This window comes from Paraburkholderia sp. J76, assembly GCF_905220295.1.
In the GTDB taxonomy this organism is placed as follows: Bacteria; Pseudomonadota; Gammaproteobacteria; order Burkholderiales; family Burkholderiaceae; genus Paraburkholderia.
Window position 1 is genome coordinate 12,986 of the sequence record NZ_CAJMZJ010000015.1, and the last position, 25,015, is coordinate 38,000.

A 25,015-nucleotide genomic window follows, 5' to 3' on the forward strand; every position below is an offset into this window, starting at 1 on the left:
CAGCAAGGCACAGCCAGATGGACGACCGGATATTCGACGCTTTCGATGCGTCGCAACTCATTCCCGGCTTTAGCGCGCCGACGTTGCCCGTCGAGCGCCCGGACTGCGAGACGCTCGAGGCGGCCGAACGCAACACGCGCCACTGGACGAGCCGTGCAAGCGGCGCGCTTACGCCCGGCACCGACGTTCACCGCGACGAAATGTGCCGCATGTTCCGCGAGACCTTCAATCCGTACCGGCCCTCGGTGCTCGATTGGCCGCGGCTCGAACCCGCGGCGCTCAAGCGCATTACCGATCTGCCGATCTGGGACATCGCCGTGCAAACGGAAGGCCGCGCGCGTCTGCGCATGGCCGCCTACGCCGCCTCGCTCGAAGACGCCGTCATGCGCGACGCGCTCGCGCTCAACGCATGGGAAGAAAACCGCCACAAGGAAGTGCTCTCGCGCATGGTGGCGGCGTATGGCATCAAGCTCGCGAGCGAGCCGCCCTACGTCTATCCCAGGGACGCCGAATGGGCCTATCTCGTGACGGGCTATAGCGAATGCGTGGACAGTTTCTTCGCGTTCGGCCTCTTCGAAGTGGCGCGCCGCTCGGGCCTCTTTCCGCCCGCACTCATCGAGACGTTCGAGCCCGTCATGCAGGAAGAATGCCGGCATATCCTGCTGTTCGCGAACTGGGTAGCGTGGCACCGCGCACGGCTCTCATGGTGGCAACGCATTCGCTTCGAACTCAAGGTGGCCGGCGTGTGGGCCTTTCTCGCGTGGGAGCGCGTCGGCCTCGCGCGCGCCATGGATGCCGAAGGCAACGAGCACCAGCATGACAACAACTTCACGATGAACGGCGCGCAGCAGGTGACGAACGTGGACATCGGCGTGCCTGAACTCATGCGCCTGTGCCTCGCCGAAAACGACCGGCGCTTTTCGGGTTACGACGCGCGGCTGTTGCGGCCGGAAACGATGCCGCGGCTCGTGCGCTTCGCCCTGCGCTTCGTGCGCGACAAAAAGCACTGACGCTTCCCTCCACGCCGGGCTCTCTCATTCGAACGGCGCTTTTCGCGCGACGCTTCGCGCCCACGCAGGCTGCGCGCACTGCTTCAGCGCGCTCGAAGAACGCCTTTGGCAAAGCTGAATTCCGCGCCGCTCACGCGTCTGTCACAGTGACGAAGGTCTTCGTCAGCGACGAAAGCATTGCCCTTATCGAGGAGAAAGAGCTTGAAAATTCTGGTGCCCGTCAAGCGCGTGGTCGATTACAACGTGAAAGTTCGAGTGAAGTCGGACGGCACGGGGGTCGATATCGCCAACGTGAAGTTCTCGATGAATCCCTTCGACGAAATTGCGGTGGAAGAAGCGGTACGTCTGAAGGAAGCCGGCGTGGCGACCGAGGTCGTCGCCGTTTCGTGCGGGGTTTCGCAGGCCCAGGAAACGCTGCGCACCGCCCTCGCTATCGGCGCGGACCGCGCCGTGCTGGTCGAGTCGAACGACGATCTGCAGCCGCTCGCTGTCGCGAAGCTTTTGAAAGCGCTCGTCGACAAGGAACAGCCGTCGCTCGTCATTCTCGGCAAGCAGGCCATTGACGACGATTCGAATCAGACGGGACAAATGCTCGCGGCCTTGGCCGGCTTGCCGCAGGCCACTTTCGCATCGAAGATTGTCGTTGCGGACGGCAAAGCGTCCGTTTCGCGCGAAGTGGATGGCGGCGCGCAAACGCTGTCGCTGAAGCTGCCCGCGGTCGTCACGACGGATCTGCGTTTGAACGAACCGCGCTACGTGACGCTGCCGAACATCATGAAGGCGAAGAAGAAGCCGCTGGAAACGATTCAGCCGTCCGATCTCGGTGTCGACGTCGCGCCGCGTCTGAAGATGCTGAAAGTTGCCGAGCCGCCCAGGCGCAGCGCAGGCGTGAAGGTGCCGGACGTGGCGGCGCTGATCGAGAAGCTGAAATCCGAAGCCAAAGTGCGGTAAAGGAGTGATTTTAAAGTGACTAATCTGGTGAATCTGGTCGTAGCGGAACACGACAATCAGTCGATCAAAACGGCGACGTTGAACACCGTCGCAGCAGCTCAGAGAATTGGCGGCGACGTGCATGTGCTGATCGCGGGCCACAACGCGCAGAGCGCCGCCGACGCGGCAGCAAAGATCGCAGGTGTGGCGAAGGTCCTTCTGGCCGATGCGCCGCAACTCGAACAGGGGCTGGCTGAAAACGTCGAAGCAACAATCGTCAGTATCGCGAAGCAATACTCGCATATCCTGGCGCCCGCAACGGCATCGGGCAAGAACGTCGCGCCACGCGTTGCCGCGAAGCTCGACGTCGCGCAAATCAGCGACATTACCGCCGTGCATGGCGCCGATACGTTCGAGCGCCCGATCTACGCGGGCAACGCCATTGCGACGGTGCAATCTCAAGATGCGATCAAGGTCGTCACGGTCCGCACCACTGCATTCGACGCCGTCGCGGCCGAAGGCGGCAACGCAACGGTCGAAAAGATCGAAGCCGCAGCAGACAGCGGTCTTTCGCAGTTCGTGAGCCTCGAAGTCACGAAGCTCGACCGCCCTGAACTCACGAGCGCGAAGATCATTGTTTCGGGCGGCCGGGGACTTGGCAGCGGCGAAAACTACACGAAGGTTCTGGAGCCGCTCGCCGACAAGCTCAATGCAGCACTCGGCGCGTCGCGCGCAGCGGTCGACGCCGGCTACGTGCCGAACGACTATCAGGTCGGCCAGACCGGCAAGATCGTCGCGCCGCAACTGTACGTGGCTGTGGGCATCTCGGGCGCGATCCAGCACCTGGCCGGCATGAAGGATTCGAAGGTCATCGTCGCGATCAACAAGGACGAAGAAGCGCCGATCTTCAGCGTGGCCGACTACGGCCTCGTGGGCGATCTGTTCACGGTCGTGCCCGAACTCGCTGGCGCAATCGGCTAATTTCGCCGCGAAACCAGCGGCAAAAACCAAAGGCGCCTTTGTGAAAACAAAGGCGCCTTTCTTATTTCAACCTCATCGACAAGCATTTACACGCCCAGAATGCGCCGCGCCTTGAGGATCACCGGCAGGTCCACCATCTTGCCGTCAAGCGCCACCGCCGCGCCGCCGCTCGTCTGCACCGCATCGAGCACGCGCTGCGCCCACGCGCGTTCCGCCTCGCTCCACGCGTACGCGCGGTGCACGGCCTCGATCTGCTTCGGGTGAATGCAAAGCTTGCCTCCGTAGCCGAAGCGCCGCCCGCGCCGCGCTTCCCGTTCGAGCGCCCCCGCATCGTCGAATACGGTCGAAACGCCGTCGACGGGCGCCGCAATGCCCGCAAGCCGCGAGGCCAGCACGATCTGCGAGCGGAACGTGTCGAGTTCCTCGCCATCGCCGTCGATGCCCATGTCCACCTGGAAGTCGAGCGTGCCGAACGCGACGCGCAGCACGCCTTGCGCGCCACACAACGCATCCAGGCCCGCGATGCCGCGCGCCGTTTCCACGATCGGCAACACGTGCAACGCGCCGTGCGCGCCTGCGCGCAGCGCGGCGATCTGCCCGGCGCTTTCCGCCTTCGGCAGCATGATGCCCGCAACGCCCGCGTGTCCTGCGAGCGCGGCGCAGTCGTCGGCGAACCACGGCGTGTCGGTACCGTTCACGCGCACCCACACGGGGCGTGTGGCGTCCAGCGCCGCGAGTACGGCGTAGCGCGCCGCGCCCTTCTCCGCCGGCGGCACTGCGTCTTCGAGATCGACGATCACGGCGTCCGCCCCGGCGCCGCGTGCCTTCTCGAAGCGCTCGGGCCGGTTGCCCGGCACGAAGAGATACGAACGCGAAAGCGCGGCGCTCATGCGCTCGCTCCCACGCCGAACAGCGCACCCACGCGCTGCGCCCCGGCAATGCTCCACGCCGCGTCGAGCAGGCGCTGCGCTTCGCTCTCGCTCGCCGCGCCCGAAAACGCCGCGAGGCGCACGAACTTCGCCGCGATTTCCTCGCGCGAAAGCGTGTTGCCCGGGTCGCCCTTGGGCTCATCCACGCGGCCTTGCAGCGTGCGGCCGTCGCGCGTCGTGACCGTCACCTTGCCGATCCAGCGGGCGGGATACGCGCGGTCCACTTCCTCGTCCAGCGCCATCGTCACGCGTTCGCGAAACGCGGCGATAGCCTCCGCCGAATAGTCGCGCTCGAACTCGTTCACACCCGCATAGCCGCGATACGCGACGAGGCCCAGCACGGTCCCCATGTTGAACTTCGCCTGGTGAACGGTGCTCGGCACGACCACGCTGCCAAGCACGTCGATAGCGCCCTGGTGCACGTGCGCCGTCACGCTCGCGATGTCGTCGGGGTTCAGACGATGCGCTTCGATCACGGCAAGCAGCGCGTCGGCGGCCGGATGCGTGTGGCGGCACGCGGCGTGATACTTGAACGACGTTTCGACCGTGGCCCAGCGCTCGCCCAGACGATCGACGAGCTTCGCGGGATCGGCGTCGCTCGACATGCCCGCCGCCATGCCCTGTGCGCCTTCGAGAATGCGCTGCGCGCCGCGAAAGCCGTCCGCCGCGAGTTGCGCGGCCATCAGGCCGTTCGCCGCCGCCATGGCCGTGTGCAGTTGCTTCGAATCGGCGGCGTCGCGCAGGAACTCCCACAAGCCGCTCGCCTGCGTGCCCGCCGAACCGAACGCGTCGAGCATCTGCTCAGGCGTGAGTTTCAGCAAGCGGCCCGCCGCGGCAGCCGCCGCGATCGTGCCAACAGTTCCGGTAGTGTGAAATATCTTGTAGTGCGAACGACCCATGAATTCGCCTACCCGTATGCCCACTTCGTAGCCCGCCACCGAGGCCGCGATGAACTCCTGCCCCGAAGCGCCGAGCGCCTGCGCAAGCGCCAGCGTGACCGGAAACACGACGGTCGCGGGATGCAGCACGGAGCCGTTATGCACGTCGTCCTGCTCGACGAAATGCGAAGCGGCGCCGTTGGTCATGGCGGCGAAATATGCCGTGGTGCGGGTGCGGTCGATGATGACGTCGCACGGGCCCGGCGCTTCCGGCGCGCCGCTTGCCGCGCGGGCGAAGCGCGCGATCGTCTCGACCGGACGCGCGCCCTTGCCGCCGAGCGCCGAACCGAGCCAGTCCACGTAGAGGTTGACGGTGCGCTCGACCACCCGAGCCGGGATCGAATCGAAGCGCAGTTGGGAGGCGAAGGCCGCGAGTGCGCGGCTGGGATGATCTGTCATGGCAACGTATCAGTAAGGTCGGTTGGCGAGGCGCCACGCGCAATCAGATGGCGCCGGTTTCGCGCAGAGCGCCGATGCGCGTCGCGTCGAAGCCCAGCTCGCGCAAAATTGATTCGGTATGCTGACCGAGTGCGGGCACCGCATCCATGCGCGCGTCGAACGCGGAAGGCGCTCCCGGCGGCAACAGCGCCGGAACGGTTCCCGCCGGCGTCTGCACTTCGCGCCAGCGCTCGCGCGCCTGCAGTTGCGGATGCGCCCACACATCGGCCATCGTGTTCATCTGGGCATTGGCGATGCCGGCGCGGTCGAGCCGTTCGATCACCTGCGCGGCGCTCAGCTTCGAGAACGCCTCGACGATCAGCTCGCGCAGTTCCGCGCGTCGCGCCGAACGTTGCGAATTCGCGGCGAAGCGCTCGTCCGCCGCGAGCGCGGGCTGCAACAGCACGTGCTCGCAAAAGAGCTTCCATTCGCGGTCGTTCTGCAGGCCTAACATCACCGATTTGCCGTCGCCGGCGAGAAACGGCCCATACGGGTAGATCGTCGCGTGCGAAGCGCCCGCAAGCGGCGGCGGCGTTTGCCCGTTAATCGCGTAGTAGAGCGGATAGCCCATCCACTCCACCATGCTCTCCAGCATCGAAACGTCGATACGGCAACCGCGCCCGGTGCGCCCGCGCATCAGCAACGCGCTCAGGATGTTCGAATACGCGTACATGCCCGCGGCGATATCGGCAATCGAACAGCCCGCCTTCGCGGGCTCGCCGGGCGACCCCGTGATGGAGAGAAAGCCCGACTCGCTCTGGATCAGCAGGTCGTAGGCCTTGCGCTCGCGGTACGGACCGTCGTCGCCGTAACCGGAGATGTCGCATACGATGAGCTTCGGGAAGCGCTCGCTGAGCGCTTCATAACCGAGCCCGAGGCGCGCCGCGGCGCCCGGCGCGAGATTCTGCACGAGCACGTCGGCGTCGGCCAGCAGCGCGTCCAGAATCGGCGCGGCCTCCTTGTGCTTCACATCGAGCGAGAGGCTCTCCTTCGAGCGGTTCGTCCACACAAAGTGCGAAGCGAGTCCATTCACGCGTTCGTCATAGCCGCGCGCGAAATCGCCCACGCCGGGCCGCTCGATCTTGATCACGCGCGCGCCGAGATCGGCAAGCTGGCGCGTGCAGAACGGCGCGGCAATCGCGTGTTCGAGCGTGACGACCTTGATTCCGTCGAGAGATCTCATGGCGCGCGTCTCCGCTTAGAACGAACGCGGCAGGCCGAGCACATGCTCCGCCACGTACGAGAGAATCAGGTTGGTCGAGATCGGCGCGACCTGATAGAGGCGCGTCTCGCGGAATTTACGTTCCACGTCGTACTCGCACGCAAAGCCGAAGCCGCCATGGAATTGCAGGCACGCGTTCGCGGCTTCCCACGAAGCGTCGGCGGCGAGCAGCTTCGCCATGTTGGCTTGGGCGCCGCAGGCCTCGTGGGCGTCGAAACGGCGCGCGGCCTCGAAACGCATCAGGCTCGCGGCCTCGACGTTGACGAACGCGCGCGCGATAGGAAACTGCACGCCCTGGTTCTGTCCGATCGGCCGCCCGAATACGATGCGCTCCTTCGCGTAGGCGCTCACCTTGTCGATGAACCAGTACCCGTCGCCGATACATTCGGCGGCGATGAGGGTACGCTCGGCATTCAGGCCGTCAAGGATGTACTTGAAGCCCATCCCCTCCTCGCCGATCAGGTTTTCAGCGGGAATTTCGAGGTTGTCGAAGAACAGTTCGTTGGTCTCGTGATTGACCATGTTGAGAATCGGCTGCACGGTCAGGCCGTGGCCAATCGCCTCGCGCAGATCGACCACGAAAATCGACATGCCTTCGGACTTCTTCTTCACGTCCGCGAGCGGCGTGGTGCGCGCAAGCAGGATCATGAGGTCCGAATGCTGCACGCGCGAAATCCACACCTTTTGCCCATTGATCACGTAGCGGTCGCCCTTGCGCACCGCAGTCGTTTTAATCTTCGTGGTGTCCGTGCCGGTGGTGGGCTCGGTCACGCCCATCGATTGCAGGCGCAGTTCGCCGCTCGCGATTTTCGGTAGATACTTGCGCTTTTGCTCCGCGGAGCCGTGACGCAACAGCGTGCCCATGTTGTACATCTGGCCGTGGCACACGCCCGAATTGCCGCCCGCGCGATTGATCTCCTCCATGATGACGGAGGCCTCGGTCAGACCCAGGCCCGATCCGCCGTACTCCTGAGGAATCAGTGCGGCGAGCCAGCCGGCTTTCGTCAGCGCATCGACAAATTCCTCGGGATACCCGCGCGCTTCGTCGATCTTGCGGAAATATTCGCCGGAGAACTGCTGGCACAGATCGCGTACGGCTTCGCGGATGTCCTGAAACGAATCTTGTTGCGTGGTTTGCATGATCGGTATGAATTCTGAATTCGCAATGATTGTTCGTGCCGCCGTTCAGGCGAGCGTGGCGGTGGCCTGCATTGTCAGATAGCCCTCGTGGTCTTTCGCCCAGAGTTCGACCGAGCGTGCGTCGTCCGCGAGCTTGCCGCACAGCGTGAACGCGTTGCCCGCGAACGTGGGCCGTACCGCGCGAAACGCGAACGTCGCGATCCTGGCGTCGGGCCGCTCGCGGTGAACGAGGTCGAGCAGCAGCGTCGCGATGAGCGGGCCATGCACGACGAGTCCCGGATAGCCCTCTTCCTGCGTGACATACGGGAAGTCGTAGTGAATGCGATGGCCGTTGAAGGTCAGCGCGGAATAGCGGAACAGCAGGAGCGCGCTGGCGGTGAGCGTGCGCGACCATGTTTCCCCCTGCGGCGCCGCGACAGGTTTCGGCGCGCTCGCACCGGGTTGCGGCGCGTCGCGATAGACGATGTCGTGCTCTTCCTCGATGCAAAGCGCCCCGCCGCTCTCATAGCGATGCTGCACGGTCACGAACACGAGGCGGCCGCTGCGGCCCGTTTTGTCCTCGATGTTCGCGATGGTGGAAGTGCGCGAGGCCTCGCTGCCCGCGCGCAGCGGCGCGTGAAAAGTCAGGCGCCCGCCGGCCCACATGCGGCGCGGCAGTTCGACGGGCGGCAGGAAGCCGCCGCGTTTGGGGTGTCCATCCGGACCCGCTTCGGCGAGCGGCGCGACAGGCAGAAAATACAGCCAGTGCCACAGCGGCGGCACGGCGCTATCGGGCGCTTCGCGGTCGAGCGTGGCCGCGAGCGCGCGCAACGGAAACGCGGTGATGTCGTCGGTCAGCGTTTCGGTCTTGTCGAGCCACGCACCGAGCGATGGCGTTTGCGATTCCGGCATGGCATTCTCCTTGAGACGGGTTGCCACACTATGAACGGCCGGCGCGGTTTCGCGAAGTTGCCTTTGCCGAATCAGCCCTTTCGCTTTCGTTAATCCCCTGGCCGGTGCCGCGCGAGACTTGCACGCGGCTTTCGAAGCGCCCGCGTGCCGCCCTCACCCCTCACCCCTCGCCGCGCAGATGCGCGGAGGCTTCGTCTTCCACCCGCTGCCACAACTCGTACGACATGGGGCGTTCGCCCTCTTCGAGCAGATGGCCGACGAGACCAATCGCGCGCGCCATCACGCCGAAGCCGCGCACGATGCGCCACGGAAAGCCGAATTCGCAGCAAATCGCGCCGATGGCGCCCGTGGCGTTGATCGGCAGCGCCTTGCCCGATGCACGCTCGGCTTCGGCGCCGATCAGTTGCATGAGTTTCACATAGCGCCCCGACATGCCGTTTTGCGCGGCCAGTTCGAAAAGGCGCGGCGTGCGCGGATCGATGGGCTTGTGCAGCGGATGACCGAGCCCCGGAACGGGCGTGCCGCGCGCGCGCCAGGCGGCTACCGTATCGACGGCCAGTTTCTCCAGGTCCTCGCAGCCGGCGTCGTAAGGCAGCGCTTCGGAGAGCATGCGGCAAGCGCCCTCCATGCTCCCGACGAACACCGAGCCGAGCCCGCACAGGCCCGCCGCGACGGCTGCCTGCAGCGATTCGGGCGCGCCCGCATAGGTCATGCGCGCGGCGATGGCGCTTGGCGTCATGCCGTGCTCGACGAGCGTGATGACGATGGCGTTGAACATCGCGGACTGCTGCGGCGTGGCCGCCTTGCCCGTGAGTTGCAAGAACGCGAAGTCGCCGAGATTCATGTGGCCGAGCACTTCGTCGGGCAGGCTCTTGCCGCGCACGACAATGCGATCGGGCGTGCTGTACGCGATATCGGAGCGCACGAGCGGTTTCGGTTGACGGGCCATAGTCCTGATTCCTTCGTTATACAGAATAGCGTTCAGCGCAATTGCGCGCGGCCGTTGTTGAGCACGAGCACGTCGCGCTCCAGCACGCGCGCGCGAAAACTCACCTCGTTGCCGTCGCGCCACATCTCGGTGCGGATCGTTTCGCCCGGATACACGGGCGCGGTAAAGCGCGCATGAAACGCCGCGAGGCGTTGCGGGTCGCTCGCGCACAGCGTCTTGAGCACGGCGTGCGCGGCCACGCCCCACGTGGCGAGACCATGCAGGATAGGCCGCTCGAAACCGGCCGCGCGCGCGACCTGCGGGTCGGCATGCAACGCGTTGTCGTCGCCGCACAGGCGATAAAGCAGCGCCGTTTCCGGGCGCGTGGGCAGATCGCACTGATGATCGGGCGCGCGCTCGGGCATCGGCGGCGGCGGCGCCGGCGCTTCGTCGCTCAAGCCGCCGTTCGCGCTGAAGCCGCCGTCGCCACGACAGAACGTGAGTTGCGTAACCGTGGCGTAAAGCTCGCCGCTCGCCTTGTCCGTAATGCTACGCTGGATTTCGAGCAGCGCGCCCTTGCCCGCGCCCTTGTCGACCACGCGCGTAATGCGCGAGCGGCCGATCACGGTCGCGGCCGGCGGCAGCGGCTTGTGCATCACGAGGCTCTGTTCGCCGTGCAGCAGCCGCACCCAGTCGATGCCCGAGCGCGGGTCGCGCGCCCAGAAGCCGGGAAAGCCGAGCACGACGGCAAGCGTGGGCGGCACGCGCAGTTCCTTTTCGTAGACGAATGCCAGGTCGTCCGAATCAACGGGATTCGCGCCGTATCCCACGGCCAGGCTGTAGAGCATCGCGTCGCGCGCGGTGTAAGTCTGCTCGACGTCCTTGAACGGCCAGTTGCGCAGGGTGTGATAGTCGATCGTCATGTCGGTGTGGGCAATGGGAGATCAGGCTTCGGCGGCAGGCCACCTGAAAAGCGGGTCGGCCTTCTCGCGAAAACGCTTCACGGCTTCGCGATGAAATTCGGTGGTGAACGCGATGCCCTGCGCCGCCGCCTCGATTTCAAGCATCGCGCGCAGGTCGCTGCCAAGCGACTGGTTCAGCGCGCGCTTGGCAAGACCGAACGCCACGGGAGAAGCCGCCGCGAGGCTCGCCGCAACCTGCGCGGCGCGCGCATGAAGCGTTTCGGGCTCGACCACTTCGAGCACTGCGCCGATCTCCTTCGCTTCGGCCGCGCGAATCTCGCGCGCCGTGAAGACGAGGTCCTTCGCGCGCGCGAGCCCCACCACGCGCGGAAGCGTATAAAACGCCCCGCAATCGGGAACGAGGCCGACTTTCATGAACGGCATGCAAAAGCGTGCGCGCGAGCTGGCAATCACGAAATCGGCGGCGAGCGCGAAACTGAAGCCCGCGCCGTAGCACACGCCATCCACGGCCGCGATCACCGGGCGGTCGAGGTCGATCAGCGTGCTCACCCAGCCGTGCAAGTCGTCGATCCGGTCGCGCCCTGCCTCGGCGCTCGTCACGTTCATGCCGCGCACGTCGCCGCCCGAGCAAAAGTCGTTTCCCGCGCCGCGCAACACAACGGCGCGCACGGTGCGGTCCGCACGGATGCGCTGCACGGCCTCGCGCAATTCCACCCGCATTTCACCGTTGAGCGCGTTCCTCGCTTCCGGGCGATTGAACGTGAGCGTCGCGACGCCCGCGTCCTGCTCCTGTTCCACCAGCAAGGTCTTTTCGCTCATGCGCTCACCCCGGCGTTCGCGAGTTCGGCGAGCGCCTTGTCGAGCGCCGTGATGAGATGCACGGGCTCGACGCCCGCGAACTCCACGTCGGGACGCGCGAGAAATGCCTCGATATGCGCGGAACATGCCTCGCGCGTGGCGGCCAGTCCGGTGAAGCCGTCTTCGAGCCAGGCGACTGAAGCGAGCGGACGCGGGTGCCAATCGCCATTGACGATCGCCTTGACTACCGCGCCGTCACGCACGAGCAGGCTCAGCCAGATGAGCCCGGCCGGCGCTTTCTCGCGCCCGCGTATGATACGGTCGCCCTCCAGCGTTATCGGGCTGTAACGCGTGGCCTCGCTTTTCTCGTGGAACCAGCTTTCCTCATGGAGTTCGCGCTCGTATTGCCGGGCGAGAACGAGTTCGTCGCTGCCGAGTGCGCCCGGTTCGAGCACCATGTCGCCGAACGTGAGTCGAACGCAAGCCGCGACCCAGGCGCGCAACTCATCGGCGCTCACTTCGCGGCCGAGTTCCTGCTCCAGATACGTATAGCGCGAGCCGAGATCCTTGTGCTTCTTGTCCTTGACCTTCTCGGGCGCCATCGGCATGGCGCGCGCCGCGATTGCCGTGTCGATCGCCTTCACGTTCAGCAGAATGCGGAACGTCAGCACGCCCCCTTCGATCTTGAGCGACGTGGCGACGAGCTTGCGTCCGTCGATCTCGACGTCGTTCAGCGGGCGGTAAGCGGCCTGCAGGCCGAACACCTCGCGCAGCGCATCGGCGACGTGGCCGAGTATCGTGGGAAACGCCTGCGCCGCCGTTTGCGGCACGCCGGGCAAACCGATCGGCAGATAGAACGCGAGAAATGCCGAGCCTCGCCCCGCGTAGATCGCCCCGCCGCCGTTCACGCGCCGCCGCGCGAGCACGTTGTTATCGCGGCAGAATGGCAGATCGAGCACCTGGTTCGGGTCTTCGTTCACGCCTACGGTGATGCTGTCTTCGTTGAAGACATTCAGATACACCGTGGGCGGCGCGAGATTCTCGGCCACGGCGCGCTCGACGGCCGGCGATACCGAAATCGAAAAGTCCGCGTAACTGTGGCCGCCTACGACAAGGCGCCATGGCGCTTGAATATTCGTTGCGCTTGCATTCATGTTGTCTCTCTCCGTTTATCTTCCACGAGCGCCGCGCCTTCGATCTTCCCGACAATCTCGATCGCGTCCGCGTGTATCAGCGTCTGGCGTTTGAAGCGCTCCGCAATGGCCTCGACGGCCGCCTCATCCGCCGCGCCTTCCACCTGCAGCGTGAGATGGTCGCCGCCATGATCCTTTGTGCCGACCACGAGCCGGTAGGCGCCGGTCGCGCCCTCCACGCCCAGCAGCACCGTTTTCAGTTCGGACGGATAGACCTTCACACCCTTGATCTTCACCATCGAATCGGCGCGGCCGAACACCACGCGCGGCAACGACACCGTGCGCCCATGCACGGGCGCGGTCCGTTCGAGCACGGTGAGGTCGCCGGTGCGGTAACGCACGAGCGGTTGCAATTCCTTCTTCAGATGCGTGATCACGAGTTCGCCGCGCTCGCCTTCGGCGACGGGCGCGCCGGTATCCGGGTCGATCACTTCGGCGAACAGCAGTTCATCGAACACATGCACGCCGGTGCCGCCCGGGAACGTGCGCGCAACAGGCAGGCATTCGGAAAGCGAGTAACTGTCGATCAGCAACGTGCCCGGCATCGCTTCGCGCACCCGCGCGTAGAGCGCCGCATTGCCCGTGAACGCTTCGCCGCCCGCGAAAAACACGCGCGGCACCGGGCACCCCGCTTCGATGAGTTTGAGCGCGTGCGATGGATTGCCCGCGAGCACCGTCACGCCGCATTGCCGTGCAACGCGCGCCGCGCGCTCGGTCTCGCCAGGGCCGTGCGGAATGCATGCCACGCCGCGCGCTTCCATCTGGGTCTGATAGAACAGCCCCGCAACGAAGAGGTGATAGCCGAATGTGACCATGCATACGTCGCCGGGCCCGATGCCGCACGCGTCGAGATGCTGGCCGCAGGCGGCTTCCATTGCGCGCAGGTCGGCGGCGCTGTGCAGGATCGGCACGAGCGATGCGCCCATCGGCGTGAGATGCACGCGAACCGGCGGCACGGCGGGTGCAAACGCGCCGTAGCCCGGGCGGTTCATTTCGGCCACGAATTCGGCGCGCGTCATGAGCGGCACGCGCTCGGCGAACTCCGCCGCGCTCGCTACGCTGCGCGGCAGGCGTCCTTCGTGAAACGGATGCGCTTGCAAGCGCGATAGCTGCGCGTTGAGGGCATCGAGCATCGTCTCCTCCATGGTTTTTCTTCAGGAATACGAATCGTGTGGAATCAGGCCGCGCGCTCGAAAATAGCCGCAATGCCCTGGCCGCCGCCCACGCACATCGTTTCCACGCCGTAGCGGCCTTTGCGGCGTTGCAGTTCGTAGAGCAAGGTCGTGAGCATGCGCACGCCGGTCGCGCCGATGGGATGACCGAGCGAAATGCCCGAGCCGTTCACGTTAAGCCGCGATTCGTCGTGCCAGCCCCAACCCTTGAGCACCGCGAGCACCTGGCACGCGAACGCCTCGTTCAGCTCGACGAGATCGAGTTGATCGAACGTGAGCCCGGTCTTTTGCAACAGCTTTTGCACCGCAGGCACGGGACCGATGCCCATCGTCGCGGGTTCGCATCCCGCGGCCGCCCAGCCGGTCAGGTAGCCCAGCGGCGTGAGGCCCAGTTTGTCGAGCTGATCTTCGGCGACGATCAGGCACGCGGCCGCCGCGTCGTTCTGCTGGCTCGCGTTGCCCGCCGTCACCGTGCCGCCTTTCATGAGCGGCTTGAGCTTTGCGAGCGACGCTTCGCTTGCATCGGCGCGCACGCCTTCGTCACGCGCGAACACGACCGGCTCGCCCTTGCGCTGCGGCACCGAAACCGGCACCACTTCTTCGGCGAAGCGGCCCGATTCCCATGCGGCCGCCGCGCGCTGATGGCTGCGCACGGCGTAGGCGTCCGCTTCCTCGCGCGTGATGCCGTACTCCTTCGCGAGGTTCTCGGCCGTTTCGATCATGCCGGAGATGTAGCCGAAGCGCGCTTCGGGCTGCGAGCGTTCGCGGCCACGCTCCAGTCGGTCGTGCATCTTCACCGAGCCCGCGCGGGCGCCCCAGCGCATATCGGTCGTGTAGTACTCGATATTGCTCATGCTTTCCACGCCGCCGGCCACGACCACATCGGCCGCGCCGCTTTGCACCATCATCGCGGCCGTCACCACCGCCTGCAGCCCGCCTCCGCAACGGCGATCGAGCTGCATGCCGGGCACCTGCACGGGCAGCCCCGCTTCGAGCGCGGCCCAGCGGCCGATGCAGGGCGTTTCGCTATTCGCATACGACTGCGCGAAGACCACGTCCTCGATGCGCGCCGGGTCCACGCCGCTGCGCGCGATGGTTTCGCGCAGCACGGTGGCGGCGAGCGTCTCGACGGAAACGGGGCGCAGGCTGCCGCCGAACGTGCCGACCGGCGTGCGCACCGGCGCGACTATCGCTGCTCTTCTCATTTCGGATTCCTTTGCATGTTGTCTGGTTGTCTGTCGCTTCGCGCGCGGCTCACGCTGCGTCAAGCCGCGAGCGTATCCCGTCGCGCATGGTGCTCGGCGACCAGTTGTTCGCGCCACTCGGGCGGCGCGATGGCGAGCATGCGGGCCACGCGTTGTGCGAGCGTGAGCCCCCGCAGGTCCGCCACGCCGTGCTCGGTCACGATCACCGCCGCGTCGCTGCGCGGCGTGCTGACGGGCCCCGAAAGACGCGCGACGATACGGCTGCCGTGACGCGCGCTGGACGCGAGCGCGACGATCGCGACGCCGCCGTGCGAGCGCGCCGCGCCGCGCATGAAATCGAGCGCGCCGCCCACGGCGCCCACATAACGGCCACCGGCGGCCTCGGCGTTGATCTGCCCGGTCAGATCCACTTCGAGCGCCGAGTTGATCGCCACGAAGCGATCGAGGCTGCCGAGCACGTCGATATCATGCGTATAAGCCGTGGAGCGAAACTGGATCCGCGCGTTCCGGTGCGCATGCGCGTAAACCTTGCGCGTGCCCATCATCGTGCCGGCCACGCTCACGCCTTGATCGCGCGACTTGCGGGCATTCGTCACCGCGCCGGCTTCGATCAGATCGACAACGGCGTCGCCGATAGTGCCGCTATGCACGCCGAGGTCGCGCCGGTCGCGCAACTGCGCGACGATGGCCTCGGGCAGCGCGCCCAGCCCGAGCTGGATGGTCGAGCCGTCTTCGATCAGCGATGCGGCGTGCCGGGCGATGCGCCGTTCGGTGTCGCCGGCCTGCGTGGCCGGCGCTTCCAGCGGCGCGCACTCGGTATGGATCAGAGCGTCGAAGTCCTCGGCGCGCAACATCCGCTCGCCGTAGGTCCACGGCGCGGCCGCGTTCACTTCCGCGATCACCACGCGCGCGCTGTCGATCAACGGCACGAGATATTCATGTGCGATGGAAAGGCTGTAGTGCCCTGCTTCGTTGGCGGGGGCCACTTGCAGCAGCAGCACGTCGATGCGATTCGGGCCGCTCGTCAGCGCGCTGCGAAACTGCGAGTAGTGGCACGGCAGAATATCGAGCACGCCTTCGCGTTCGAGCCGCCGGTTGGTCCCCGACGCGCCATACGCGAGGAAATCGACGTGATCGGCATACGCGGGATCGAGTGTTTCGGACCACGAAGCGCCTACGAACACGCGAAAGCGCCCTTCTATCGCCTTGCGCTGCGACATCAGCAGCGCGGTGAGCGTACACGGCTCGGCGCCGCACTGCCCCCACGCTACAGTGTCGCCCGGCCGCACGTACTGCGCGAAATCGAGCTGCGCGGCGTCGACGATGCGGGCCGCGCGCGGGCCGCGCGTCATCACACGGGGTCCCAGCTAAAGACGTCGGCGGAAACGTCGAGCGTGTGGAACGACTTGCGCAGCGCCGGCATGGCGTGCTCGGCAATCGTCTCCGGCGTCCAGCCCTCGCCGCGATGCACGGAACGCACGGGGCGCGGCTGGCTCATCAGGAAGATTTCGTTGTTGCGCACCGCGAAAATCTGGCCCGTCACGTCGGCGGCCTGCTCGCTTGCGAGGTAGACGGCGAGCGGCGCGATCTTCGCGGGCGTCATCTGCTTGATCTTGGCGACGCGCGCTTCCTGTTCCGGCGAGTCGATCTTGATCGAATTGATCATGCGGCTCCACGCGAACGGCGCGATGCAGTTTGAACGGACTCCGAACTTTTCGAGGTCGAGCGCGATGGATTTCGACAGGCCCGCAATGCCGAGCTTCGCCGCGCTGTAGTTGGCCTGCGCGAGGTTGCCGATCAGCCCGGACGTGGACGTCATATGCACGAACGCGCCGCTGCGCTGGTCCTTGAAGTGCTCGGCGGCGGCGCGCGACACGTAATACGAGCCGTAGAGGTGGACCTTCAGCACGGCGTCCCACTCTTCTTCGCTCATTTTGTGGAAGAACCGGTCGCGCAGGATGCCCGCGTTGTTCACCACGCAATCGATGCGGCCGAACACGTCCAGCGCGTTCTGCACGATGCGTGCGGCGCCTGCGGCGTCGGCCACGCTGTCGGTGTTCGCGGTGGCCTGACCGTCGAAGGCCTCGATCTCGTTCACCACGGCCTGCGCGGGGCCGTCGTTATGGCCCTCGCCCGTGAGCGAGGCGCCCACGTCGTTCACCACGACTTTCGCGCCGTGGCGCGCCATCATGAGCGCGATATCGCGGCCGATGCCGCCGCCCGATCCCGTCACCACCACGACCTTGCCGTCCAGCATTCGTTGCGTCGTCATTGTCTTCTCTCCTCCAGCCCGTGTTGCGCCGGGCGGTCATTCCATGTGGATCGTTATGGGCGAGCCGCGGGGCGAACTCGCCAGTCGTGTTGCAGCTTGACGCATCGGGTACGGGCGCACAATTTGGATATGCCGAACGCCCGTTTCGGCCAGGATTAACCCGTACTATCGCTAATGGCGTGCATTGCGCTGCAGCGCAATAATGCGCAGAGTCTGCCCGTCCCCGAATCTGGGCCGAGGTTTCGCGCATCCCTCGAACGGACGAGCCGGCAACGCAACAGCAAAACCCGCGGAAACTGGAGTCACGGCAAGTCAACCATGCATTTCGATCTCGTCGACCTGAAGCTCTTCACCCACGTAGCCGAGGCGAGCAGCCTCACGCGCGGCGCGGAACGCGCGCACCTCTCGCTGCCCGCGGCGAGCACGCGTATCAAGAATCTCGAAGAACAGGTGGGCGTAAAGCTCCTGAGCCGCACGAGCCAGGGAGTCACGCTAACGGGGCCCGGCGAGACGCTGCTCGCGCACGCGCGCCGCGTGCTCAAGCAGCTCGAACAACTCACGGGAGACCTGCAGGAGTACTCGCAGGGCGTGAAGGGCCACGTGCGCGTGTTTGCGAATACCACGGCGATGAGCGAGTTTCTGCCCGCCGTGCTGCGCACCTACCTCATCAACCATCCCGACGTGTACGTGGACATTCACGAGCGTCTATCGCCCGACATCGTGCGCGCCGTGCAGGACGGCACGATCGATATCGGCATCGTGGCCGGCAACGTGCGCACCGAGGGCCTGCAGGTGCTGCCGTACCGGCGCGACCGCCTCGTGCTCGTCACCGCGCTCAGCCACCCGCTTTCGCAAGCGAGCGAAATGACGTTCGCCGATACGCTCGACTACGACTTCATCGGGCCGCCCGACGAAAGCGCCATTTTCTCGTTCCTCAAGCGCGCTTCATCGGATTTGCAGCGCACGATACGCTGGCGCATCCAGATCGGCAATTTCGAAGCCGCGTGCCGCATGATCGAGGCGAACATCGGCATTGGCGTGCTGCCCGAGGGCACCGCGCGCCGCCACGCGCAAACCATGGCGCTCAAGATCGTGCCGCTCACCGACGAATGGGCCGTGCGCAAACTGCAGATTTGCGTGGCCGATCGCGATGCGCTGCCGCTTTTCGCGCGCAAGCTCGTCGATCTGCTCGTGGCCGACGGCATCGGCCGGCTCGAATAAAGCCGCGAATCAAATCACCACGCGGCGCGCGTGCTGCGCGCCGCGCCTCCGGCTTACCGCCCGCCAGCCGCGCGAACCATGTTGCGCGCAATGACGATCTGCTGGATCTGGCTCGTGCCTTCGTAGATGCGGAAAATGCGCACGTCGCGATAAAAACGCTCGATGCCATAGTCGGACATGTAGCCCGCGCCGCCGAATATCTGCACCGCGCGATCCGCCACGCGTCCGCACATTTCGGAGGCGAACAGCTTCGCGCACGCGGCCTCGGTGCTCACGTTCTGGCCGGCGTCGCGGCGGCGCGCGGCGTCGAGCACCATGCAGCGCGCGGCGTAGAGTTCGGTCTGGCTGTCCGCGAGCATGGCCTGCACGAGCTGGAATTCGGCGATCTTCTCGCCGAACTGTTCGCGCTCCATCGCGTAACGCAGCGCGTCGTCGAGCATGCGCTGGGCCACGCCCACGCAGATCGCCGCGATATGAATGCGCCCCTTGTCGAGCACCTTCATCGCCGTCTTGAAGCCCACGCCCTCCTTGCCGCCGATGATGTTTTCCGCGGGCACCTTCACGTCCTCGAAGATCACATCGCAGGTATGCGCGCCGCGCTGCCCCATCTTCTTGTCGCGTTTGCCGAAGCTGATGCCCGGCGTTTTCGCATCGACGATGAACGAGGTGATGCCGCCCGCGCGCGGCTCGTCGGGATTGGTGCGCGCCATCAGCGTGAACATGCCGGCCTGCGGCGCATTCGTGATGAAGCGCTTGGTGCCGTTCACCACATAGTGATCGCCGCGCCGCTCGGCGCGCGTCTTGATCGAGGCGGCGTCCGAGCCCGCGCCCGGCTCCGTGAGCGCGAAGCTCGCGATGGTCTCGCCGCTTGCGAGCTTCGGCAGCCACTTCGCCTTCTGCTCTTCGGTGCCGTCGATCACGATGCCCTGCGAGCCGATGCCCACCGTCGTGCCGATGACCGAGCGAAACGCGGGCGAGGTTTTGCCCAGCTCGAACATCACGAGCACTTCTTCCTCCATCGTGAGATCGAGCCCGCCGTATTGCTCCGGGATCGTCATGCCGAAAAGGCCCATGGCCTTCATGTCGTCGACGATATCGGCCGGGATTTCATCCGTTTCGGCTACGCGCTCCTCATTCGGCACGAGACGCTCGCGCACGAAGCGCGCGACGTTGTCGAGCAGAACGTTCATCGTTTCCTGGTCGCGAATCATGGTGTGTGTCCTGCAATCGTTGATCGGGCGGCACGACGCCGCCCGCTTGGAAAAATTACTCAGGAATGCTCAGCGAGCGCGCACGGCGCGTTTGGCCATTTCGCGCAGCGGCTGCTTTTGCAGCTTTCCGCTCGCGGTGGTCGGGATCATGTCGATGGTCACGATTTCCGAGGGGCGCTTGTAGGCGGAGAGCCGCTCGCTCAGGTAGTGCGCGAGATCGGCGGCATCGATCGTCGCGCCCTCCTTCGCTTCCACGAAGGCCACGACTTCCTCGTTGCCTTCGGCGTCGCGACGCCCCACCACGGCGCTCTGGCGCACCGCCTCGTAGGTGTTGATGACCGACTCGACCTCGATGGGATAGACGTTGAAGCCCGAGCGGATGATGAGATCCTTCGAGCGGCCCACGATGAAGAGCGCGCCGTCCGCGTCGAGCCGCCCGAGATCGCCGGTCTTGAGCCAGCCTTGCGCGTCGAGCACTTCGGCGGTGAGCCCCGGCTCGCGATAGTAGCCGTGCATGACGCCGGGGCCGCGCACCCACAACTCGCCCGCTTCGCCGCGCGGCACGTCCTCGCCGTCGGGCCCGACCACGCGCAGTTCGGCACCCTCGACGATCTCGCCCGAAGACACGTCCTTGCGCGGACGCTCCATGCGCGTGATGAAAAGCGAGCCCGCGTATTCGGTCATGCCATAGCCGTGATGCAGCGGCATGCCGAAGAGCCCTTCGACCTGCTGCTTGAGCGTGGGATCGAGCGGGCCGCCGCCGGTATAGAGGTAGCGCAGACGCGGCGCATGCACCGCGCCGCCGTGCTCTCGCACATAGGCGACGATGCGCGTGAAGAGCGTGGGCACGCCCTGAAGAATGGAGATTTCGGCCGCGCCGAGCGCCTTCACGACCTCTTCGGCCGAAAAGCGCGCCGCGAGATGCAGGCTCGCGCCCGCTTCGAACGTGGCGAGCAGCAGCGTCGCGAGGCCGAAGATATGCGACATCGGCATGACCGCGTACGCGCAGTCCGCCTGCGTCATGCTGCGCGAGGTGGCCGAGACGCGCGCGAAATGCAGCAAGCCGCGATGCGTCGCCATCACGCCCTTGGGTTGGCCCGTCGTGCCCGACGTATAGATGAGCGCCGCGACCTCGTGCGCGAGCGCTTCGGGCTCGCGCACGGTCTGGGGATCGGGCGCGGCCATCATCAGCGGACCGAGTCCGGCCGGCGCGATTTCGCGCGCGCGATACCGCACGCCGTGGCGCAGCGCGTCCGGCGACGCGCCGTGCGTGAACAGCATGAGACGCGGCCCGCAATGCGCGCGGATCGACTCGATCTCGCGCTCCGAGAGCCGCGCGTTGACGACAGCCGGCCACGCACCGATTTCCGAAAGCGCGAACAGCAGCGTGATCACGGCCGAACAGTTTTCGGCCACGACAAGCACGCGCTCGCCCACGTCCACGCCCTGCTCGCGCAAAAACCGCTGCGCCTGTTCGACGTCGCTCCATAGCTGCCCGAAGCTTGTCACCTTTGCTTCTTCGCGTATCGCCACCGCGTCGGGCGAAACCTGCGCCCAGTGCCGCGCGATATCGCTGATCTTGCGCGCCGCTCGCCTCACCACCGTCACCTCCCGTCGTTGCTCTTCGAGTGCGTACGGCGCGCCGTGGCACGCCGCATCGCGACAGGTATCAGTGTGGTTCAGGCGCGGCCGGCCAACAATTCGTTTTCGAGAAAGCCGGCATTCGTCAGCCGAGAAGTCGGAACCGGCCCCGGCGCAGACGCCGCCGCCAGTCACTCCATCTGCGCCGCCGCACGCTCGCCTCCCATCGTTCCCTTTGAGCCATGATTCGCCCGATGAATCGCCACGATGCCCGCGAGCGATACGCAGGCCGGCACGGCGGCCGCGAGAAAGAGCGACGAGGACGACCATTGCAGGTGCAGCAGCGCGCCGCCCAGAACGGGGCCCACGACCGAGCCGATACGCCCCACGCCGAGGCTCCAGCCAATGCCGGTCGAGCGCAGCGAGGTCGGATAGTAGGTCGCGGCGAGCGCGTTGAGCGCCGGCTGCCCGCCGATGATCGTAAACCCTGTGACGAAGATCGCGACGAACATCGCGGCCACGGAAACCATGACCGCCGGATTGCCGATGGCCGCCGTCGAGACGATGGCGACGAGGAACGTCGTGCCGAGCACGCGCGTGAAGCCCGCCATGTCGATGATGCGGCCGAGCAGCAGCGTCCCGATTACGCCGCCGCCCCACAGCGCGGTGCCGGCGAACACGGCGGTCTGCGTCGAATAACCGGCGTCGCGGATCACGGTCGGCAGCCAGTTCGAAAGGAAGTACATGGCGAGCAGGTTCGCGAAGTTCACGATCCACAGCAGCACCGTCACCCGCGCGCGCCCTTGCCTGAACAGTTCGACGAACGGCACCCCGGGCGAGCGCGTTTCCGCGGTCGTGAACTGCGCGTCGGCGGGCAGTTGCAGCGCGGGCGCCACGCGCGAGAGATTGCGGCGCACGCGCGCCTGCGTGCGGTCGCCCCGTGCGCGAAACAGCAGGAACTGGATCGATTCGGGCAGCGCGAGCCACATCAGCACGCCGAGCACGAGCGGAATCGCGCCGCCCACGAAGAACACGGCGCGCCAGCCCAACGCCGGAATCAGCGCGGCGGTAATGAGGCCGCCCACCACGCCGCCCAGCGTAAAGCCGCACGAGACGATCATCATGAGCGTGACGCGCATGCGGCGCGGGCTGTACTCGCCCGCGAGCGCCATCGCGTTCGGCATGATGCAGCCAAGGCCCACGCCCGCGACGAAGCGCCAGGCAACCAGTTGCGCGATCGAATGCGCGAAGCCCGTCGCGACCATGCACGCGGAAAAGAACAGCGTGGCGCCGATCAGCACGGGGCGGCGGCCGATCCTGTCGGCGAGCGTGCTGAACGTGAGCGAACCCACCAGCATGCCGAAGAGGCCCGCGCCGAACACGGGCGAGAGCGTTTCCTTCGCGATGCCCCACTCGCGAATCACGACCGGCGCCACGTAGCCCATGGCCTGAACGTCGAAGCCGTCCATCACGAGGCATAGCGCGCACAGCGCGACCACGAGTAACTGATACGGCCCGAACCGGCTTTCGTCGATGATGCCGGTGACCTCCACCGCCTTGTTCATGCGTGTCTCCTGTCTTTTTCCTGTCGTTTCGTTCGCACCGCGAAATTCTAGAGTTCGAGGATCAATCGCCCGCTTTTCGCGCGCGAGCAGCAGGTCATCATGCGCGTTTGCGTGTCGCGCTCGGCGCGCGTGAGCACCACGTCGCGATGGTCGATCTCGCCCGCCAGCACGCGCACCTCGCACGAGCCGCACAAGCCTTCTTCGCAGTCGCTTTGCACGTCGATGTTCGCGCGGCGCAGCGCGTCGAGCACCGTTTGGTCCGCCGCCACGTGGAGCACGAGCCCCGAGTCCTTCAACTCGACTTCGAACGCCCGCTCCCGCGAAGGGTCGAGCTTGCCGCCGGTCGCGGCGAAATGCTCCACGCGCAGCGCGTCTTCGGGCCATGCCATGCTGCACGCCTCGAGCGCTTCGAGCATGCGCGCGGGACCGCAAGCGTACACGCGCGTGTGTTCGTCCACGCGCAGCGCGGCAAAATCGTTGCGCGTGCCTTCTTCCGACACGTGCATGTAGAGACGCCCGCCATGCAGTTGCGCGAGTTCGTCGGCAAGCGCCATCGTCTTGCGCGAGCGGCCGCTATAGTGCAATTCGTAGTCGATGCCGAGCTCCCGCGCGCGGCGCGCCATCGCGCTCACCGGCGTAATGCCGATGCCGCCCGCGATGAAGATCGCGCGGCGCCCTTCCTCGTCGAGCCGGAAGTGATTGCGCGGGCCGCGAATCTTCAGGCGCATTCCTGGGCGCAGCGCGTCGTGCATCCAGGCCGAGCCGCCGCGGCTTTCCGTTTCGCGCAGCACGGCGATTTCGAACGCGGCGGTATCGGCGGGATTTCCGCACAGCGAGTACTGGCGCGAGATGCCGGTGTCGCCGCATTCCACGTCGATATGCGCGCCCGGCGCCCAGCGCGGCAGCGCGCCGCCGTCCGGCGCGACGAGCCGCAACCGGACGATGCCTTCGGCCACGGCATCCGCACGCTCGACCACCACGGGCCGCGAAAGCGAGTGCGCCGATGGCTCGCCGATGCGCACCGGCACGTGCGCGCCGAGCAACGCGGGATTCGCGCGCTCCGGGTTCTGCGCGGGATCCCATTCCACGAACAGATGCTCAGGACCCCGGAACGATGTATTGGGCACGTAAGTGAAGGTCTGCGCGGCGAGGCGCATGTGCGGCATGCGGCGCGTGAACTCCTCCAGGAAAATCTGCATCTCCATGCGCGCGAGATTCTTGCCCATGCACTGATGCGAGCCATAGCCGAACGTGACGTGATCGCTCGCGTTGTCGCGGCGAATGTCGAACAGGTCGGCATCGGCGAAATGGCGTTCGTCGTGATTCGCCGAAGACGTCACGATGAGCAGCTTCGAACCCGCCGGAATGTCGATGCCGCCGATCTGCACGTCCTTCGTCGCGAGACGCCGCCAGGCCGCGACCGACCCGTTATGGCGCAGGCATTCTTCCACCGCGTTCGGAATGAGGCTCGGGTCCTCGCATATCTCGCGCCACGCGTGCGGATGCTGGAGCAGCAGCTTCATCGCGTTGGCCGTCGCGTTGGCCGTCGTTTCGTGCGCGGCCACGATGCCGGCCATCATCATCGAATGCAGATAGGAGTCCGTGACGACTTCCGGGTGGTCCTTCTGCTTGCGGATGCCGTATTGCATCCAGCCGGGGCCGTCCGGATTCTGGCGCATCTTGTCGAGCACCTTGCCCGCGAACTGCCAGAAGTTGCCCACCGCATGCGCGACTTCGACCTGCTCTTCGGGGCGCGGCCGGCCCCACGTGTTGACGGTGTGCGCAATCGAGTACTTGCGCAGCAGGTCCATGTCCTCTTCGGGCACGCCCAGGAAATGCAGCGCCACGGTAAGCGGCACTTCCCACAGCATCTGGTCGACGAGATCGGCGCGGCCTTCGTCGATGAAACGGTCCACGTATTCGCGCGTGAGGCGGCGCACCATCGGTTCGTGGTGCTTGAGATGCTCGGGCGTGAACGGCTCCATCAGTACGCGGCGGCGCGGCATGTGGGCGGGCTCGTCCTCGTTCACGAGCGTGCGGTTCAAGGCGAAGCCGTACGACTCGAGCACCGCGTTCGCCTCGGGACCCGTGGGCGTGATCTTTTCCAGCGCGATGGAAGGCGAGAACGTGAGGTTGTCGCGAAAGATCGCCTTGATGTCGGCATAACGCGTGACCACCCAGTAGCCAAGCTGCGGGCTGTAGAACACCGGCTCCTGCTCGCGCGCCCAGCGGACGTATTCGGGCGGGTCCTGCTGGTAGCCGTCGCTGAAGGGGTCGAACGCCGCGGCATTGGCGCTAACGGGGCATCGCGGCGCGGCGCTCGCGCCGTGGGGAAATGGGCAGCGGCCCGCCGGCTGGGAAGATGTCTCGCTCATGGGCTTCTCCTGCATCCTGCATGCATTACGTTTTGCGTAACTTTAGTACGCATTGCGTAATTACGAGATTGGGGTTAACGTGCAACTACGGC

Annotated in this window: 21 protein-coding genes; 4 read left to right on the plus strand and 17 right to left on the minus strand. The window is 66.1% G+C overall.

Annotation, left to right across the window (positions count from 1 at the left end; genetic code table 11):
* Positions 1 to 17 precede the first annotated feature (17 nt).
* From U5768_RS25240 to U5768_RS25250, 3 genes are all read left to right on the plus strand, one after another.
* Complete coding sequence (locus U5768_RS25240; RefSeq protein WP_322033109.1) at positions 18 to 1,010, plus strand: ferritin-like domain-containing protein; 993 nt, start codon at positions 18 to 20, stop codon at positions 1,008 to 1,010.
* A 201-nt stretch (positions 1,011 to 1,211) separates the two neighbouring features.
* Positions 1,212 to 1,961: an electron transfer flavoprotein subunit beta/FixA family protein gene (locus U5768_RS25245; protein WP_322033110.1), complete on the plus strand. Its 750-nt coding sequence runs from the start codon at positions 1,212 to 1,214 to the stop codon at positions 1,959 to 1,961.
* A gap of 24 nt (positions 1,962 to 1,985) precedes the next feature.
* Positions 1,986 to 2,921, plus strand: coding sequence for an electron transfer flavoprotein subunit alpha/FixB family protein (locus U5768_RS25250; protein WP_322033239.1), 936 nt, complete (start codon positions 1,986 to 1,988; stop codon positions 2,919 to 2,921).
* A gap of 86 nt (positions 2,922 to 3,007) precedes the next feature.
* Here the strand turns inward: U5768_RS25250 and U5768_RS25255 are convergent, their stop codons facing one another.
* From U5768_RS25255 to U5768_RS25315, 13 genes are all read right to left on the minus strand, one after another.
* A complete protein-coding gene (locus tag U5768_RS25255) occupies positions 3,008 to 3,811 on the minus strand; it encodes a CoA ester lyase (RefSeq protein WP_322033111.1) in 804 nt (267 codons plus the stop codon).
* Positions 3,808 to 5,187 (minus strand): MmgE/PrpD family protein, encoded by a 1,380-nt coding sequence (locus tag U5768_RS25260; RefSeq protein WP_322033112.1) that lies wholly within the window; start codon positions 5,185 to 5,187, stop codon positions 3,808 to 3,810. Before U5768_RS25260 ends, U5768_RS25255 begins: the two co-directional genes overlap by 4 nt.
* A gap of 43 nt (positions 5,188 to 5,230) precedes the next feature.
* Positions 5,231 to 6,409 (minus strand): CaiB/BaiF CoA-transferase family protein, encoded by a 1,179-nt coding sequence (locus tag U5768_RS25265; protein WP_322033113.1) that lies wholly within the window; start codon positions 6,407 to 6,409, stop codon positions 5,231 to 5,233.
* A gap of 15 nt (positions 6,410 to 6,424) precedes the next feature.
* Positions 6,425 to 7,588 (minus strand): acyl-CoA dehydrogenase family protein, encoded by a 1,164-nt coding sequence (locus U5768_RS25270; RefSeq protein WP_322033114.1) that lies wholly within the window; start codon positions 7,586 to 7,588, stop codon positions 6,425 to 6,427.
* Positions 7,589 to 7,633: 45 nt separating this feature from the next.
* Positions 7,634 to 8,479 carry an FAS1-like dehydratase domain-containing protein gene (locus U5768_RS25275; RefSeq protein WP_322033115.1) on the minus strand — a complete coding sequence of 282 codons (846 nt, stop codon included), beginning with the start codon at positions 8,477 to 8,479 and terminating at the stop codon, positions 7,634 to 7,636.
* A 160-nt stretch (positions 8,480 to 8,639) separates the two neighbouring features.
* On the minus strand, positions 8,640 to 9,428 hold the full coding sequence (locus U5768_RS25280; RefSeq protein WP_322033116.1) for a citryl-CoA lyase: 789 nt from the start codon (positions 9,426 to 9,428) through the stop codon (positions 8,640 to 8,642).
* 32 nt (positions 9,429 to 9,460) lie between these two features.
* Entirely contained in the window at positions 9,461 to 10,330 is an 870-nt protein-coding gene (locus U5768_RS25285; RefSeq protein WP_322033117.1) for a MaoC/PaaZ C-terminal domain-containing protein, read from the minus strand.
* 21 nt (positions 10,331 to 10,351) lie between these two features.
* Entirely contained in the window at positions 10,352 to 11,149 is a 798-nt protein-coding gene (locus tag U5768_RS25290; RefSeq protein WP_322033118.1) for an enoyl-CoA hydratase/isomerase family protein, read from the minus strand.
* Positions 11,146 to 12,282 carry a lipoyl protein ligase domain-containing protein gene (locus U5768_RS25295; protein ID WP_322033119.1) on the minus strand — a complete coding sequence of 379 codons (1,137 nt, stop codon included), beginning with the start codon at positions 12,280 to 12,282 and terminating at the stop codon, positions 11,146 to 11,148. The genes U5768_RS25290 and U5768_RS25295 overlap by 4 nt, the downstream gene beginning before the upstream one ends.
* The gene (locus U5768_RS25300) at positions 12,279 to 13,454 is read right to left on the minus strand and encodes a hypothetical protein (protein ID WP_322033120.1); all 1,176 of its coding nucleotides are present in this window, start codon (positions 13,452 to 13,454) and stop codon (positions 12,279 to 12,281) included. The genes U5768_RS25295 and U5768_RS25300 overlap by 4 nt, the downstream gene beginning before the upstream one ends.
* Before the next feature lie 44 nt (positions 13,455 to 13,498).
* Positions 13,499 to 14,698: an acetyl-CoA C-acetyltransferase gene (locus U5768_RS25305; RefSeq protein ID WP_322033121.1), complete on the minus strand. Its 1,200-nt coding sequence runs from the start codon at positions 14,696 to 14,698 to the stop codon at positions 13,499 to 13,501.
* A 59-nt stretch (positions 14,699 to 14,757) separates the two neighbouring features.
* Positions 14,758 to 16,050: an acetyl-CoA hydrolase/transferase family protein gene (locus U5768_RS25310; RefSeq protein ID WP_322033122.1), complete on the minus strand. Its 1,293-nt coding sequence runs from the start codon at positions 16,048 to 16,050 to the stop codon at positions 14,758 to 14,760.
* Entirely contained in the window at positions 16,050 to 16,955 is a 906-nt protein-coding gene (locus U5768_RS25315; RefSeq protein WP_322033240.1) for an SDR family NAD(P)-dependent oxidoreductase, read from the minus strand. The genes U5768_RS25310 and U5768_RS25315 overlap by 1 nt, the downstream gene beginning before the upstream one ends.
* A 333-nt stretch (positions 16,956 to 17,288) precedes the next feature.
* Here U5768_RS25315 and U5768_RS25320 point away from each other — a divergent pair, with 333 nt between their 5' ends.
* Positions 17,289 to 18,191 (plus strand): LysR substrate-binding domain-containing protein, encoded by a 903-nt coding sequence (locus U5768_RS25320; RefSeq protein ID WP_322033123.1) that lies wholly within the window; start codon positions 17,289 to 17,291, stop codon positions 18,189 to 18,191.
* A gap of 53 nt (positions 18,192 to 18,244) precedes the next feature.
* Here the strand turns inward: U5768_RS25320 and U5768_RS25325 are convergent, their stop codons facing one another.
* From U5768_RS25325 to U5768_RS25340, 4 genes are all read right to left on the minus strand, one after another.
* The gene (locus tag U5768_RS25325; protein ID WP_322033124.1) at positions 18,245 to 19,402 is read right to left on the minus strand and encodes an acyl-CoA dehydrogenase family protein; all 1,158 of its coding nucleotides are present in this window, start codon (positions 19,400 to 19,402) and stop codon (positions 18,245 to 18,247) included.
* Between the two features lie 69 nt (positions 19,403 to 19,471).
* Positions 19,472 to 21,004, minus strand: a complete 1,533-nt coding sequence (locus U5768_RS25330; RefSeq protein WP_322033125.1) for a class I adenylate-forming enzyme family protein — start codon at positions 21,002 to 21,004, stop codon at positions 19,472 to 19,474.
* A gap of 170 nt (positions 21,005 to 21,174) precedes the next feature.
* Positions 21,175 to 22,548 (minus strand): MFS transporter, encoded by a 1,374-nt coding sequence (locus U5768_RS25335; RefSeq protein WP_322033126.1) that lies wholly within the window; start codon positions 22,546 to 22,548, stop codon positions 21,175 to 21,177.
* A gap of 47 nt (positions 22,549 to 22,595) precedes the next feature.
* The gene (locus U5768_RS25340) at positions 22,596 to 24,923 is read right to left on the minus strand and encodes a cytochrome P450/oxidoreductase (RefSeq protein WP_322033127.1); all 2,328 of its coding nucleotides are present in this window, start codon (positions 24,921 to 24,923) and stop codon (positions 22,596 to 22,598) included.
* Between the last annotated feature and the right edge of the window lie 92 nt (positions 24,924 to 25,015).